Origin of the sequence: Calothrix sp. NIES-3974 (genome assembly GCF_002368395.1) — a bacterium.
Taxonomy (GTDB): Bacteria; Cyanobacteriota; Cyanobacteriia; order Cyanobacteriales; family Nostocaceae; genus NIES-3974.
The window spans coordinates 3,866,812-3,880,179 of sequence record NZ_AP018254.1; the positions used below are offsets into that span (position 1 = coordinate 3,866,812).

Below are 13,368 nucleotides of genomic sequence, written 5' to 3' on the forward strand. Positions count from 1 at the left end.
GCTACGTCTCTACTTGCATTATCCTAATTCCCCAAAATTCTGCTGCATCAGTTGCAATCTTGATGTTTAATAACAAAAGGTGCGGTTGTCAATCTCTCCACAGCATTTTTGCTGTGGGGAAATTACGAAAGCTGCACAGGGATGGTAAATGTTTTAAAATAATTGGACATTTGCCAGAGCAATCAAGATGCAAATGTAAGGATTTGTGAGAAGATGGGTAAATTTAGACGCGTTCCGGTTGGTATTGTTGGCGCGTCAGGCTATGGCGGGGTTCAGTTAGTCCGATTGCTGATGGATCATCCGGAGGTGGAGGTTGTCTACTTAGGTGGTGATAAGGCAGCAGGTAAACCTTTTGCGGAACTTTACCCCCACTTGACGAAGATGGTAGATTTAACGGTGGAAGCGGTGGATATTGAGGCGATCGCTCGTCGTTGTGAAGTGGTGTTTTTGTCGGTTCCTAATGGTATAGCCTGTGATTTGGCTCCGACTTTAATTGAGCGTGGTTGTAAAGTCCTTGATTTAAGTGCAGATTATCGATTCAGAAATCTGGATACCTACAGCGCTTGGTACGGCAAAAAACGGGTTGATCTGGACACGGCTGCTAATGCTGTATATGGACTGCCAGAATTATATCGCGATCGCATTGCCGAATCCCAGTTAATCGGTTGTCCCGGTTGCTACCCCACTGCTAGTCTTTTGGCCCTGTCTCCCCTCCTCAAGCAAGGTTTAGTTGTCCCCGAAACTGCTATTATCGATGCCAAATCTGGCACATCGGGGGGCGGACGGGATGCTAAGGTGAGTATGCTATTGGCAGAAGCGGATAATTCTTTTGCTGCCTATAATGTGGCTCGTCACCGCCACACTCCCGAAATCGAACAGGTTTGCAGTGACCTCGCTGGTCATGAAGTCACTGTACAATTTACACCTCACCTAGTGCCAATGGTACGGGGTATTCTGGCTACCGTTTACGCCACTCTCCGTGACCCTGGTCTGGTTCGGGATGATTTAATCACTATTTATAATGCCTTTTACCGCCATTGCGATTGGGTGAATATCTGTGAAGGGGGTATCTATCCCCAAACGAAATGGGCTTGTGGTAGTAATCTTTGCTACATTGGGATTGAGGTAGACCCTCGTACTCGCCGGGTGATTGTCATGTCTGCGATTGATAATTTAATTAAAGGACAGGCAGGTCAAGCGATTCAATGTATGAATATTATGATGGGTTGGCATGAAACCGTGGGATTACCCAAGTTAGGTTTTTATCCTTAAAGTATAACCGATAACAGCAGGGATTTGGTAATTTACAGAAATTCCCGGAGGAATTCGTAGGGGTCTTCCTCCCAGGAAGGTTCGGGAACCATCATCTTTAATTTGCTGTTGATATCTTCTTCGATGACATCACTATCATTGCGCTCAAACAATTCGCTCAAAGCAATCAAATCGCGAGAATTGAGAGGTGCAAGGGGTGCTGCATGTACCTCATGGTTTGCGGATATTTTCGCTGCAAAGGTATTGGCAAAGGGATTCAGGGAGAAGTTATCATTCACGGTTCAGTCTGAGAAAACAGAATCAAGGACTAGTACAAATGTAGGTAGGGAGTAGAGACGACCCGTCGGGTTGTCTGTAAAGGGATTAGGGAGTAGCCTAAATGTACTGTGTACACCAGAACGGATGAAAGTGGTTTCTTCCCATTCTCTGGGGATGAGTGCAGCGTTGTCGTAGACGTACTTCCTATGGCTTCTCTTTGAGAAGACTAGACACTACACACCTACACGACTCCCGACACCCTTCGGGAAAACGCGTAGCGTCCACACTTTTAACTCATAAAATGAAAAATGAACTATTTTCTTGTCTGACTTTGGCGAACATCCGAAAGATAGTTTTGTTTAAACGACATGGCGTACTAGTTTGATTTTTATTCGGGATTAAATAAATTGACGATATATAAAATACTACAGCCTTTTTTGCGGATTACCGGAAAATCAACATTCGGATCTGGTCCAGTACTCCATGTCCATTGCTGACAAATTAAACTCATTGGTCTTTTGTCAATAAGTAATAATGCTCAAAATATTGCCAAAATCTGGGTGAATAAACATGATTTAGAAGGATGCGATCGCCAAATTTTTAATCCATAAATTTATTTTGGCGCTGAACACTCAGTGCAAAGGTAAATTTAATACTTTTCCTTCACCTCACTTTTAAGGATAATTACGAGTTGACAAAACCAATTTCACCTTAGCTTGTCACGAATGCTCCATATCTTTAATTTTGATGGGTTTTAGTAGTAGCTCTATTCTTAATTTGAGGGATAAACCCCTCACTACGAACTCATCAGATATCAACTCCAAAGTCAAACGGTAGTACCCCTATTCACCACTCCCCACTCCCCATTCCCCACAAGCTGTAGAGAATTTGCTTGAAATACCCCTAAATCATGGTTTGCATTTGCAATTGGAAGACCTCTGCAAAGCAATCAATTAAATGCGATCGCACTTCTTCTATTTTTATCTGTGGTAGCCATTGTTTTAAACTCCCCACCGGTTTATCCGCAATTCCACAGGGAACTATTTGCGAAAATCCACCCATGTCAGGGCAAACATTGAGGGCAAAACCGTGCATTGTCACCCAACGGCTGACTTTGATCCCAATGGCCGCAACTTTGTACTGTCCCACCCAGACACCTGTAAAACCAGGAATACGTTCTCCCTCCAAACCGTAGATTTGCAATAACCGAATCAATACTTCCTCTAGCTGCCGTAAGTACCAGTGTAAATCCTGGCGGTGACGGCGTAAATTCAAAATCGGATAACCGACAATTTGTCCTGGACAATGGTATGTCACCTCTCCCCCCCTTTCCACTCGATGAATCGGTAAAGGGATATTTTCCGGGTCAAAGCGCAAAAAATCCGTGGTCGCTCCTTGTCCCAGAGTGTATACAGGGGGATGTTCCAGCACCATCAACGCATCCGCCAAATCCGGATTCTCAATGCGATCGCGTTGTAGTTGCTGTTGCCATTCCCAGGCCTCCAAGTAGGAAATCGTACCGCAATTATACAGGTGGCATATTGCCCTTGTTGGTATTTGATTCATGATTCTTAATTTACTATCCCTACCGGGCAAATTGGTCTTCATTTTCCTTTATTTATCAGTGTGATTTGCAAAATTTAGATGCCCGAATTATCAACGATTGCAAAGGATTGTAAAGGAACATCAAGGTAAGCAGATTTAGAAAATACAAAGTGCTATTTTGAATATATAACTTCAATGGTGTTGGGAGGAATTCTCTGCAATCAACATTGCACCAACAGACAAAAGTCCTGTAAAATGGTGAGTGTAGAAGAAATTAAGCATAGAAAGTTGAATCAAACTGGATCTGTTGTGTTTACGAGGTGAGGAGTTAATTCTCTGGTAAAGTGGGTAACGCTGGATGGAATCGAAAATCACTTTTGAGGATTAGAGTGGTGAGTCGATATATGCTGATAGCGAATAATTTATTTAGGGACTTCCTCATTTTGAGCTAGTCGTAAGCCGAAACACCAAGTTAGGATTTGTTAGCAAATATAGCTTGGTATGTCAATGGTCAGATGTGTTTTTTGTAGTTAAGAAAAATCAGAAATAACCTATGGACTACAGTACGTCAAAGTCAGTTCGCAAATTGTTTTGGCGACAGCGATAAACCCTACCGCAGTTTTGTTGTGGGCTGGAAACTCCAACTTGAGAATCAAGAAAATAGCAAATAAACTACTAGTACAAAAAGGCATAAATCTATCATTTGCAAGAAATGGTTGGAAAGTCTAGAATATAGGCTTTATTTTCCCATTTTACTTTTGCCTTAACGTGCGAGTACAAATAGGCGTAGAAAAAGACTATATACGCCTCTAGTTTGAAGTCAAAACAAGACAATCAACGATTCTCCCTACAATTCCAGCGTCATCACAAAACTAGATTTTGCAGAATTTACTGATAAATTCTGACATTTTCTCTGAATTGCAAACTTAGTTAAAGTTATGAGAGCGGGAGTGTTTATATGAAGCTTGTCATCCACGGCAAAAATATCGAGATTACTGATTCAATTCGAGAATACGTACATCAAAAGATTGAAAAGGCAGTAAATCACTTTCAAAACATCACCAACGAAGTAGATGTGCATTTAAGTGTTGCCAAAAACCCGCGCATTAATCCCAAACAAGCCGCAGAAGTGACAATTTACGCAAATCGCAACGTTATCCGCGCCGAAGAAAGTAGTGAGAATTTATACGCAAGTATTGACTTAGTTGCAGACAAGATTGCCCGTCAGCTACGAAAATATAAAGAAAAATTACAAAACAAGAAAAATCCTGCTCCGGAAGTAGAGCTAGGGATTGAATCGCCAAAACCAGTAGAAGATTTAATCGGCGATCGCAAACCAAAGTTACCACCGGAAGTGGTACGCACCAAATATTTTGCCATGCCACCAATGACGGTTAATGAAGCCCTAGAACAGTTACAAATGGTGGGACATGATTTTTACATGTTTCTCAACAGCGAAAGTGGGGAAATCAACGTGATTTACGAACGTAATCATGGTGGCTATGGAGTGATTCAACCCCGTCCTCAAAACGGAAATGGGAACGGGAATGGACATGGAGCAAACGGGAAGGTACACCATACCAATATCAGTTCCTCATCCCCTGTACGTCGGTAAACTGTTGCCCATTTAAGTTGTATTGTATATTCACTATCTTTGTTTGACGGATGACAGATAACAGTTACCAGTTAACTGTCAACAGCAGACGAAAGGAGTGATACCATTTAGCTTGAACTAACAGAAGCCTCTCACTTCCGCGATCGCAAAAGTGATGGGACGGACACTTTGCTCAAGTCGGCAGAGCCTTCCTGTGCAAGTGTCCCCATGTTCCCTCAAACCTTACCTGTCTTTACTGCCCAGAAAAACCAGCACAAAAGTCGATTTGTGCTTTATGATTGATCAAAACAACAAATTCACGATGCTGACTCTGTTTGAAGGAGGTGAATACAGAGAGTGGCTGAAGTCCGTTTAGGAGAAAATGAATCAATCGATTCGGCGATTCGCCGATTTAAAAAGAAAATTCAAAAAGCAGGTATTTTATCTGAAGTGAAACGTCGAGAGCGTTTTGAAAAACCCAGCCTACGTCGTAAACGCAAAGCTGAAGCAGCACGCAAGGTGATGCGTCGAATTAGCGCTTAGTGATTCAAGGGCGTTTTGGCTCTAAAGTGCTCTGGTAGAGTCGCTAATATCCTCTCAATTAATTAATATTAACATGTGTCGTCATTCATACAAAATATGGATTGATGTCCCAAGCGTCTCTACTTTTACTTAACTTTTTTCATGACTATGGCGGGTGCTGTAATACAACTACCAAATGCTGAAAGTGCGATCGCACTCGCAGGTTCATCAGAAGAAAACCTCAAAATCCTATCGCAACAAACAGGAGCAGGAATCGTACTTCGAGGACAGGAATTACTCATTAGCGGAACCGATACACAGGTTGAACTAGTCACCCAACTGGTGCGATCGCTGGAAGATTTATGGAGTCAGGGTACAACCATTACGATTGCGGATATTCTTACCGCTCGTCAAGCTCTGGACACCCATCGTCAAGACGATTTGCGAGAAATGCAACGGGATGTGATTGCGAGAACCCGTCGTGGCGAAGATATCCGGGCCAAAACCTTTCGGCAGCGCCAGTATCTACAATCACTACGTAAGTATGATTTGGTATTTTGTACGGGTCCTGCCGGGACAGGAAAGACCTATTTAGCCGTAGTTGTAGCGGTTAAAGCTTTACTAGCCAACGAATTTGAACGTATTATTCTTACCCGTCCCGCAGTGGAAGCCGGAGAAAAATTAGGATTTTTGCCAGGAGATTTGCAACAAAAAGTAAACCCCTATTTACGTCCCCTCTACGACGCAATTAACGAATTTATCGACCCGGAAAAATTACCGAGCTTAATGGAACGGGGAATCATCGAAGTTGCACCCCTAGCTTACATGCGTGGACGTACCCTGAATAATGCTTTTGTGATTGTGGATGAAGCCCAAAATACCACACCAGCGCAAATGAAAATGGTTCTGACCCGCTTAGGATTTCGTTCTCGGATGGTGATTACCGGGGATATGACCCAGACAGACCTACCAGCACAGCAACAATCTGGTTTAAGCCTATCAATTAATATTCTCAAACATGTTGAGGGGATAGCCTTTTGTGAATTTTCCCAACGTGACGTAGTTCGTCATCCCCTAGTACAGCGTATCGTTGCAGCTTACGAGAAGTTTGAGAAAGGTTGAGTTTTTGACTTTTGATCAAGGAATGGTAAAGGAATGGTAAATAACTGGGGGGGTGACGAAAACATCTGAAACTATGATACAGCAATAGTTTTAAGCTAGTTTGCCATCAAAAGATAAACTTCAGATAAACTTCATTTTTCAGCTTTATTGATTCTATTCTCAATAAGCTTCGGGCAAAAGCCTTATTTTCCCCTTGAACTTGGCTCTGAATTTAGTTTGATACTTAGGGTGAAAGCTATTCTATAATCCTTGCTGCGCAAACCTTTGAAGCTAGATTGTCACCCCCCAGAACTAATGCTCGAATGTGGATAAATTGTGACTCGTATAGAAGCTCCAAGCATGGAGATTTTTTTTATAGTTCCTGGACTAATCTCTGACGAATAGCTGCTTGGCTGTAATCCAGCTTCATAACCGATATCAAATACTTTTGCAAAGGCACTGTCCCACAGTTTCTTCCCCTCACCCTCAAGGTTTTCGATCAATAGACAGAAATTGGAGATTATAGAGTCTGGATCTGCTGCGGAAACGTCACTCAGTTCAAAAGTTGCCAAATAATGGTCCTGAGCTTTGCCGCAGTAAAGATTCATCACCTTGTCTCCCAACCCTTCAACAATTGGCTGAAGGTTTTGATGGCTCTCGATTTCCAGGTCTACATTCAAAAAGTGCATCTTTATTCTTTGTAATAAGAGAATAATAATAGAAATAATGGTATAACCCTCTTATGTAAAGAATAGAATAAATACCACTTCATGCCCGCCAAAGATATATATCACTATGCTTTGACGCTCCCACGACTTAAAGCCGTGGGATTCTTGTTTCATTCAGCCGACTTACTTAAAGGAGTCTCCCCACTTAAGCAGAGGTCGTTCTGTCCACAAGCTTTAGATTCTGTGCGCCCCACAGTACTTTTTAATCCTTTGTTCAAAATCATAGTCGCCGCGTTATAGTCACGGTGCATCACTGCACCACAACAATGACATTTGTGGGTACGAGTGGACAAAGATTTCTGAACTCGTGTCCCACAAACAGAACAATCTTGCGATGTGTAGTGAGGTGCAACTGCTATCACCCAAGTATCAAAAACTTTGCCATAGTAGTCTACCCAATCAGTAAACAGTGACCATGATGCGTCACTGATAGATTTAGCTAAATGATGGTTCTTAACCATGTTTCGCACCTGCAAGTCCTCATAAACTACCAAGTCGTTTGACTGGACTAGAGTTCTTGCTGTCTTCACAGCAAAATCTTTCCTCTGTCTACTTACCTTGAGATGCTTTTTCGCCAACTTTTTAACAGCTTTGCGGCGATTAGAAGAGCCTTTTTTACATCTAGAAACTTTGCGTTGTTTGCGTTTCAAAGACTTCTCAGACTTACGCAAAAATCTGGGATTTTCAACTGTCTTGCCATCAGAATCAGTGTAGAAAAATTCAAGTCCTACATCAATTCCTACTTGTTTACCATTGTGCTGATGCTGTTCTTTGCGTTCCGCATCAACACAAAATTGGCAGTAATAACCATCTGCTCGTTTAACTACTCTAACTCGCTGAATTTGCTTAGTAGAATAAAAGCTGAAATCACGAGTTCCAACTAGCTGAAATTTCCCTGCTTTAAAACCATCAGTAAAAGTGATGTACTTCTTGTCGGCAGAAATTGCCCATCCTGAAGTTTTATATTCTACGGAATGTCCACGCTTTTTAAATCGCGGATAGCCCTTTTTACCTGGCTTTTTAGCTTTACAGTTGTCATAGAAACGCTTAATAGCGCACCAAGCTCTATCGGCAGAAGCCTGACGAGCCATAGAGTTAAGTTTGCCAGCAAAATCAAATTCTTTGGCTAAAACAGCGCAAAGTTTTTGAAGGTCATTCTTGCTAACATCCTTGTTATCAATCCAATGTCTTAGAGCTTTGTTGCGGATAAACAAAGCCGTTCTAATAGCTTCATCTAATAAGCCGTACTGACTTTCTTTGCCCTTCAATTTCGCTTCTAAGACTAACATCGCTCGACCCTGAGATGACAAAAATAATATAGTATATTATGGTTGATAGATACAAGCTTATGGAAGACCATGTACATCTTTTGTTAGCAGTCCTCCAACACTAGCCCCAGACCAAATTATGTTTAGGTTAAAAGGGTATACTTCTAGGGTATTAAGACAAGAATTTCCGCATTTAATGAGAATGCCTTCAATGTGGACAAGAAGTTATTTTTGTGGGACTGCGGGTGATGCTTCAAGTGAGATAATTAAAAAGTATATCGTCAATCAAAAAACTCGCTAACAATGGGACTGCACCTAAAGGTGCTTCCCATTCATGAGGGCAGTTGCATGGACGGGTTTCCCGGCTTGAGCAAACTGCCCGTCCCACCCCGCGCATGACTCAACAGACTAAAAATTTTTTGGATTTTTAGTCTGTTGCTGGTGGGCTTTCTGCTCCAATAATTGTAAAAAATGCCCTGATAAAAGACGGATGGTTGATAATCGCCGACCCTTATATAATTAAATACGAAGACGCTGAACTATATGCTGACTTAGCCGCAGAAAAACCAATAGCCGCAGAACGCAAAGGTCAAAAAATTGTTGTCGAAATTAAAAGCTTCGTTGGCAAATCCCCGATGCAAGACTTTCACAATGTTTTGGGACAGTACATCGTCTATCGCAACCTCATCCAAGTTAGCGAACCTGAATATAATTTGTACTTAGCAATCGACGACATTGTTTACTTAAACTTTTTTCAACGCCCATCAGTCCAACTCATTACCGGCCAAAATAACCTACGATTAATTATAGTAGACACCCAACAAGAGCAAATCGTGCAATGGATAGGTTAACGAGTTACCGCAATACTGTCCAAGAAACCATTAAAAAATATTATAACTTGACCAATTCTCAAATCACTAACGCCAAAGATACCGCGATTAGCGAGCGTCTAATTTTAGACTCTGAACGCGACCAATACCTGTGGTTGCGTTGCGGTTGGGATGGAAAAAAAAGAGTACAGCACATTATTTTATACCTTCACATCCAAAATGGTAAAATTTGGGTAGAAGAAGATAGCACCGACATGGCGATTGTTGATGACTTATTGGCAGCAGGTATTCCTACAACCGATATTATTTTAGGCTTCCATCACCCCAATAAACGCGCATTGACTGAGTTTGCCATCACCTAAAGAGGTTATAGTTCTATTTGAAAGCTGTATGAATAGTTGGCATTAACATCCGACTGTAAATTCCATTAATTTCAAGAAAGCCGCGATACGGCTTTAGCTGTTAGCTTTGCGATATGCCGAAGGCATTAAGCTCCGCTTATCGCAAGCTTTATTTACGCCTTACTTTCCCCTGTCTCCTGTATTCCCAAATTAAACTTGTCGCGATCGCATGGTTAAATCTAACTGTTCAATGGCTGCTGTTAAGCGCTCTTGAGCAACGATTGCTGGGTCGGGAGGGGTCGGTTCTGCTGCTGCTTCTACTTCTTCTTTGCGTTTAAGTTTCTGAATTGCTTGAATGGCAATAAATAAAACCAAAGCCACAATTAAAAAGTCAACAATCGAACCCAAAAATAAACCAATCCGAATCCCATTTTGGGGAATACCATCTTTAATTTCTGTGGCTCCAATTGCCCAATTTCGCCAATCATTACCAAATGCAGCCAGGACAGGGTTAATTAATGGCATAATCACATTGTCAACTAGGGAGGAAACGATTTTCCCAAAGGCTGCACCAATAATCACACCGACGGCTAAGTCCACCACGTTACCCTTTAGGGCAAATTCCTGAAAGTCTCTTAAAAAACTGTTTCTTCTTGCTCTGGCCATATTTTTACAGAAAAACTATCGATTTTTTAGTTACGTTGATTAAAACAAACAGCAGACAATTGCCACATTGCTGTGTTTTTGCCAAATATTAATTATCGACATCTTACCAGGTTTCCGGAGAAATGTTACAGGTAAAACCAAAAATTTTCAGATGCAGAAAAAATTAACTTTGTCAACTTCAAGTTAGTTGTAAACTGGACTTTGAAGAGCCTATACTCCAACTAAAATATCAATTTTCAACATTCATTATGACTGCTGTTGTAAATAACTCCCCCGATTTAGCGTCGCGGATGATTAATCGCATTTTGGCCATTAAACCTTTGAGTAATATCGCCAAACATCAAGCTAGACAAATGATGATTAACCGCGCTCAAACCTTAGGTATCGATTGGAACCAACAAGTCAAAGACCTATCAGCGCGAAATTGGAGCGAGGATTTCCAGCGAATTCGCAATCCCCAACTTACCTATCCAGATTATTACCTTACTTCTTTCCATGCCTACGATGATGGTAATTTAAATTGGCAAGCCGCATTTGAACAGGAACCAGCAGCCTATACCGTTCACGCTAAAATTTGGCACGATACAGGGGCAAAGGGCGACCCGAAACTCCGCCAAACCTACCATGATATTTTAACCACAAAAATCTCAACCGCTCCCAGGAAAATTCTGGATGTGGGATGCGGTGTTGGACTAAGTACATTTGCTCTGCAAAAAATCTATCCCCAAGCGGAAATTACGGGGTTAGATTTGTCACCCCATTTTCTCAGTGTGGCTCAGTATAATAGTCGCAAACGGCATCAATCGATTAACTGGGTTCATGGAGCAGCGGAATCAACGGGATTTACACCGGGTACATTTGACCTCGCATCTATCTTTTTACTGTGTCATGAACTACCCCAAAGTGCGACTCGGCAAATCTTGGCAGAAATGCGCCGGATAGTGCGTCCCGGTGGATATTTGGGCATCATGGATATGAATCCAGGTTCGGAAATTTACAAAAAAATGCCTACCTATGTGAAAACATTACTGAAAAGTACTGAACCCTACTTGGATGAATATTTTAGTTTGGATATCGAGCAAGCAATTATCAATGCTGGATTTAAAGTATTAATCATTGCTCCGAATAGTCCCCGTCACCGGACAATTGTTGCGGAAGCTGTGTAATTATTTCCCATCAATGGCGGATTTTTTTTGGTCGGTTGTACCACCTTTAACCCTGTTGGGATATTACCACAGACGGATAACCGGAAAGTTTGCCTCATGGCAAACTTGCGGTTTTTTTTGTGCAGGTTTGTTGGTGGGGATGGTTGCTTTAGCTGTGGGTTGGCAAATAGAAACAAATTTACTACGTTGGTCCTATTGGCAGAATTTGATGTCAACCTTTGGGGGTGTAGTTATACGTCAGTTGTTGGTAGTTGCACCGATTGAGGAGTTGGGGAAATTTATTGGTTTTGCTATTCCTATTTACTTTCTACAGCAGCGTCGGTCATCTGGTTCTATGACAGCAGCAGGGATATTTTTATTAGCTGTTGCATTATCTTTGGGTTTTACCTGTCATGAAAGTTGGGTGTTTCTGCTTCATGGGAATAGTTCTATTTTCGAGAGGTTAATTAGCACACCCGTCCATGCAATGTTTGTAGTTCCTTGGGTTTATGTTGTTGCAACGGTTGGTTTTAGGGTGAATAAATCCCAGATTGTTCTCGCTTGGGGGGATTGTGTGCTTTGTCATGCTGGGGTGAATATTTGTGCGATCGCGAGTGGTTTTAATGTTCCGGTTCGTTATTTGAGTTATTGCCTATTCCCTTTTTTGTTATATTTATTTTGGCGCATGGAAAGATGTTTAAAGTTGGTTGAAGGGAGAAAAGTTAAATATTTGCTCAAATATTTTCCCCCATCCCACCGTTATTGGCGATTCGGTTTAATTATTTTTGCTTTGGCGCTGGGTGGTAATGCCTGTTTAGGTCTGTTTATCACCATTCAGACTATTTTACCACTACCAATCAATCGGATTTGGGAATATTCCACCCTCACCCTATTAATTGGACGTATTCTTTATAATATTGCCTTTGGTTTAGTAGGTTGGGTAATTTATATCTATCTGCTGACAACTGCACGCCATCAGTAGAGACGTAGCATTGCTACGTCTCTACGCCAATTACTGGTTTTAATCTAAACCGTTGTTAAAACCGGTTGGCTGGTGGATCTATTCCCATTACCATCAGCGAGATTTTCGCAGTAAATTTCACAGGAATTATTCGGACTCTCAATCAGTTTAACTTTATACAAGCTAGCACCGAGTTGTTGAATCGGCGATCGCAATAAGTTACTGATATACAAAGCAATATTTTCCGCAGTGGGGACAACTTCGGCAAAGAAGGGAATATCTTTATTTAAGAATGTATGGTCAAAGGGTTCGACGACATAATCGTCAATCACTTGCTGCAACGCACCTAAATCCACTAACATCCCGGTTCTTTGGTCAATTTCACCCTTGACCGTCACCTCTAGATGATAATTATGTCCATGTCCGTGGGGACGCGCACATTTACCGTAGATATTAGCATTTTCCGCATCACTCAAACGGGGATGGGCTAAACGATGTGCAGCACTAAAATGGGTTCCGACTGTCAAAAATCCTTCCATATCATTTCCTGTATAATCAGCCCAAAGTTGGGGATGTTCAAATAACTGTATGCGTACTACTGGGAGATGGGGTTTTAATTTATGCCAAATTACCCGCGCAATATTTTCGGTTGTTGGTAGGGTCTGTTGAAATTCTGACCATACGTCATTCAAGTAAGAATAATCCAATTGACTGGTAACTTCTTTTTTGATGACGTGTTTCACGTCGGATAAATTCAACACCATCCCGTATTCATCCAGTTCCCCCACTAGGGAAACATAGAGGACGTAATTATGGCCATGTCCGGGAAACTTCGCACATGCACCAAATTTCTCCTGATTTTCAGCTTCGCTCAATTCCGGTAGCCAATAACGATGACTCGCAGAAAATTGCGCACGACGGTTAACAATGCATTGCATGGGTAGGTTGTAAGCAGAGCTTAAAATTTCTTAACTTTATCCTACTTACAGGATAAACCAATTTGTGAATGAAACCCATACAATTTTGGATTTTAGATTTAGGATTTTGGATTGAAAAACCTTCATCCGCAAGGGTTTTATCTTTTCATTTGTACCCTTGTAAAGTGCGGTATCATAGAAATTTCGATTCCCTAGTATT

15 protein-coding genes and 1 pseudogene are annotated in these 13,368 nt (G+C 41.6%); 9 read left to right on the plus strand and 7 right to left on the minus strand.

What is annotated here, in order from left to right; genetic code table 11:
* The first annotated feature begins 213 nt into the window (after positions 1 to 213).
* Positions 214 to 1,272 carry an N-acetyl-gamma-glutamyl-phosphate reductase gene (argC, locus tag CDC37_RS15475; protein WP_096622926.1) on the plus strand — a complete coding sequence of 353 codons (1,059 nt, stop codon included), beginning with the start codon at positions 214 to 216 and terminating at the stop codon, positions 1,270 to 1,272.
* 32 nt (positions 1,273 to 1,304) lie between these two features.
* Here the strand turns inward: argC and CDC37_RS15480 are convergent, their stop codons facing one another.
* The 3 genes from CDC37_RS15480 to lipB form a co-directional block, all read right to left on the minus strand.
* Entirely contained in the window at positions 1,305 to 1,550 is a 246-nt protein-coding gene (locus CDC37_RS15480) for a hypothetical protein (protein WP_231943074.1), read from the minus strand.
* Between the two features lie 368 nt (positions 1,551 to 1,918).
* Positions 1,919 to 2,041, minus strand: coding sequence for a hypothetical protein (locus CDC37_RS25555; protein WP_255408812.1), 123 nt, complete (start codon positions 2,039 to 2,041; stop codon positions 1,919 to 1,921).
* Positions 2,042 to 2,433: 392 nt separating this feature from the next.
* Positions 2,434 to 3,096, minus strand: coding sequence for a lipoyl(octanoyl) transferase LipB (gene lipB, locus CDC37_RS15485; RefSeq protein WP_096626280.1), 663 nt, complete (start codon positions 3,094 to 3,096; stop codon positions 2,434 to 2,436).
* Positions 3,097 to 4,033: 937 nt separating this feature from the next.
* Here lipB and hpf point away from each other — a divergent pair.
* The 3 genes from hpf to CDC37_RS15500 all read left to right on the plus strand — a co-directional run bounded on the left by hpf (position 4,034) and on the right by CDC37_RS15500 (position 6,313).
* Positions 4,034 to 4,690 (plus strand): ribosome hibernation-promoting factor, HPF/YfiA family, encoded by a 657-nt coding sequence (gene hpf, locus CDC37_RS15490; RefSeq protein ID WP_096622928.1) that lies wholly within the window; start codon positions 4,034 to 4,036, stop codon positions 4,688 to 4,690.
* 336 nt (positions 4,691 to 5,026) lie between these two features.
* Positions 5,027 to 5,212, plus strand: coding sequence for a 30S ribosomal protein S21 (rpsU, locus tag CDC37_RS15495; RefSeq protein ID WP_096622930.1), 186 nt, complete (start codon positions 5,027 to 5,029; stop codon positions 5,210 to 5,212).
* A gap of 147 nt (positions 5,213 to 5,359) precedes the next feature.
* Entirely contained in the window at positions 5,360 to 6,313 is a 954-nt protein-coding gene (locus CDC37_RS15500; RefSeq protein WP_096622932.1) for a PhoH family protein, read from the plus strand.
* Between the two features lie 278 nt (positions 6,314 to 6,591).
* On the opposite strand, the gene CDC37_RS15505 is transcribed toward CDC37_RS15500, so the two are convergent.
* Entirely contained in the window at positions 6,592 to 6,981 is a 390-nt protein-coding gene (locus CDC37_RS15505; protein WP_231943075.1) for a hypothetical protein, read from the minus strand.
* Positions 6,982 to 7,130: 149 nt separating this feature from the next.
* Complete coding sequence (locus CDC37_RS15510; RefSeq protein ID WP_096622936.1) at positions 7,131 to 8,309, minus strand: RNA-guided endonuclease InsQ/TnpB family protein; 1,179 nt, start codon at positions 8,307 to 8,309, stop codon at positions 7,131 to 7,133.
* 65 nt (positions 8,310 to 8,374) lie between these two features.
* Between CDC37_RS15510 and tnpA the strand changes: the two are divergent.
* The 3 genes and pseudogenes from tnpA to CDC37_RS15525 all read left to right on the plus strand — a co-directional run.
* Positions 8,375 to 8,589 (plus strand): annotated as a pseudogene (tnpA, locus tag CDC37_RS15515) (IS200/IS605 family transposase); the annotation flags it as partial.
* Positions 8,590 to 8,782: 193 nt separating this feature from the next.
* Positions 8,783 to 9,139: a XisH family protein gene (locus tag CDC37_RS15520; RefSeq protein ID WP_231943076.1), complete on the plus strand. Its 357-nt coding sequence runs from the start codon at positions 8,783 to 8,785 to the stop codon at positions 9,137 to 9,139.
* Complete coding sequence (locus tag CDC37_RS15525) at positions 9,127 to 9,480, plus strand: XisI protein (RefSeq protein ID WP_096622940.1); 354 nt, start codon at positions 9,127 to 9,129, stop codon at positions 9,478 to 9,480. Before CDC37_RS15520 ends, CDC37_RS15525 begins: the two co-directional genes overlap by 13 nt.
* 189 nt (positions 9,481 to 9,669) lie before the next feature.
* Here CDC37_RS15525 and mscL read toward each other — a convergent pair whose 3' ends face one another.
* Positions 9,670 to 10,125, minus strand: a complete 456-nt coding sequence (gene mscL / locus CDC37_RS15530; RefSeq protein ID WP_096622942.1) for a large conductance mechanosensitive channel protein MscL — start codon at positions 10,123 to 10,125, stop codon at positions 9,670 to 9,672.
* A 248-nt stretch (positions 10,126 to 10,373) separates the two neighbouring features.
* Between mscL and CDC37_RS15535 the strand changes: the two genes are divergently transcribed.
* The gene (locus CDC37_RS15535; protein ID WP_096622944.1) at positions 10,374 to 11,291 is read left to right on the plus strand and encodes a class I SAM-dependent methyltransferase; all 918 of its coding nucleotides are present in this window, start codon (positions 10,374 to 10,376) and stop codon (positions 11,289 to 11,291) included.
* Positions 11,242 to 12,252, plus strand: a complete 1,011-nt coding sequence (locus CDC37_RS15540) for a PrsW family glutamic-type intramembrane protease (RefSeq protein ID WP_157780761.1) — start codon at positions 11,242 to 11,244, stop codon at positions 12,250 to 12,252. The genes CDC37_RS15535 and CDC37_RS15540 overlap by 50 nt, the downstream gene beginning before the upstream one ends.
* Positions 12,253 to 12,296: 44 nt before the next feature.
* Here CDC37_RS15540 and CDC37_RS15545 read toward each other — a convergent pair whose 3' ends face one another.
* On the minus strand, positions 12,297 to 13,169 hold the full coding sequence (locus CDC37_RS15545; protein ID WP_096622948.1) for a 6-carboxytetrahydropterin synthase: 873 nt from the start codon (positions 13,167 to 13,169) through the stop codon (positions 12,297 to 12,299).
* Positions 13,170 to 13,368: the final 199 nt, after the last annotated feature.

Excerpts from the sequence above, each read along its gene's own strand:
- hpf (WP_096622928.1), top strand. The coding sequence starts at position 4,034 with ATGAAGCTTGTCATCCACGGCAAAAATATCGAGATTACTGATTCAATT.
- CDC37_RS15510 (WP_096622936.1), bottom strand. The coding sequence starts at position 8,309 with ATGTTAGTCTTAGAAGCGAAATTGAAGGGCAAAGAAAGTCAGTACGGC.
- CDC37_RS15545 (WP_096622948.1), bottom strand. The coding sequence starts at position 13,169 with ATGCAATGCATTGTTAACCGTCGTGCGCAATTTTCTGCGAGTCATCGT.
- CDC37_RS15505 (WP_231943075.1), bottom strand. The coding sequence starts at position 6,981 with ATGCACTTTTTGAATGTAGACCTGGAAATCGAGAGCCATCAAAACCTT.
- CDC37_RS15500 (WP_096622932.1), top strand. The coding sequence starts at position 5,360 with ATGGCGGGTGCTGTAATACAACTACCAAATGCTGAAAGTGCGATCGCA.
- argC (WP_096622926.1), top strand. The coding sequence starts at position 214 with ATGGGTAAATTTAGACGCGTTCCGGTTGGTATTGTTGGCGCGTCAGGC.
- CDC37_RS15525 (WP_096622940.1), top strand. The coding sequence starts at position 9,127 with ATGGATAGGTTAACGAGTTACCGCAATACTGTCCAAGAAACCATTAAA.
- mscL (WP_096622942.1), bottom strand. The coding sequence starts at position 10,125 with ATGGCCAGAGCAAGAAGAAACAGTTTTTTAAGAGACTTTCAGGAATTT.
- CDC37_RS25555 (WP_255408812.1), bottom strand. The coding sequence starts at position 2,041 with ATGAGTTTAATTTGTCAGCAATGGACATGGAGTACTGGACCAGATCCG.
- lipB (WP_096626280.1), bottom strand. The coding sequence starts at position 3,096 with ATGAATCAAATACCAACAAGGGCAATATGCCACCTGTATAATTGCGGT.
- CDC37_RS15535 (WP_096622944.1), top strand. The coding sequence starts at position 10,374 with ATGACTGCTGTTGTAAATAACTCCCCCGATTTAGCGTCGCGGATGATT.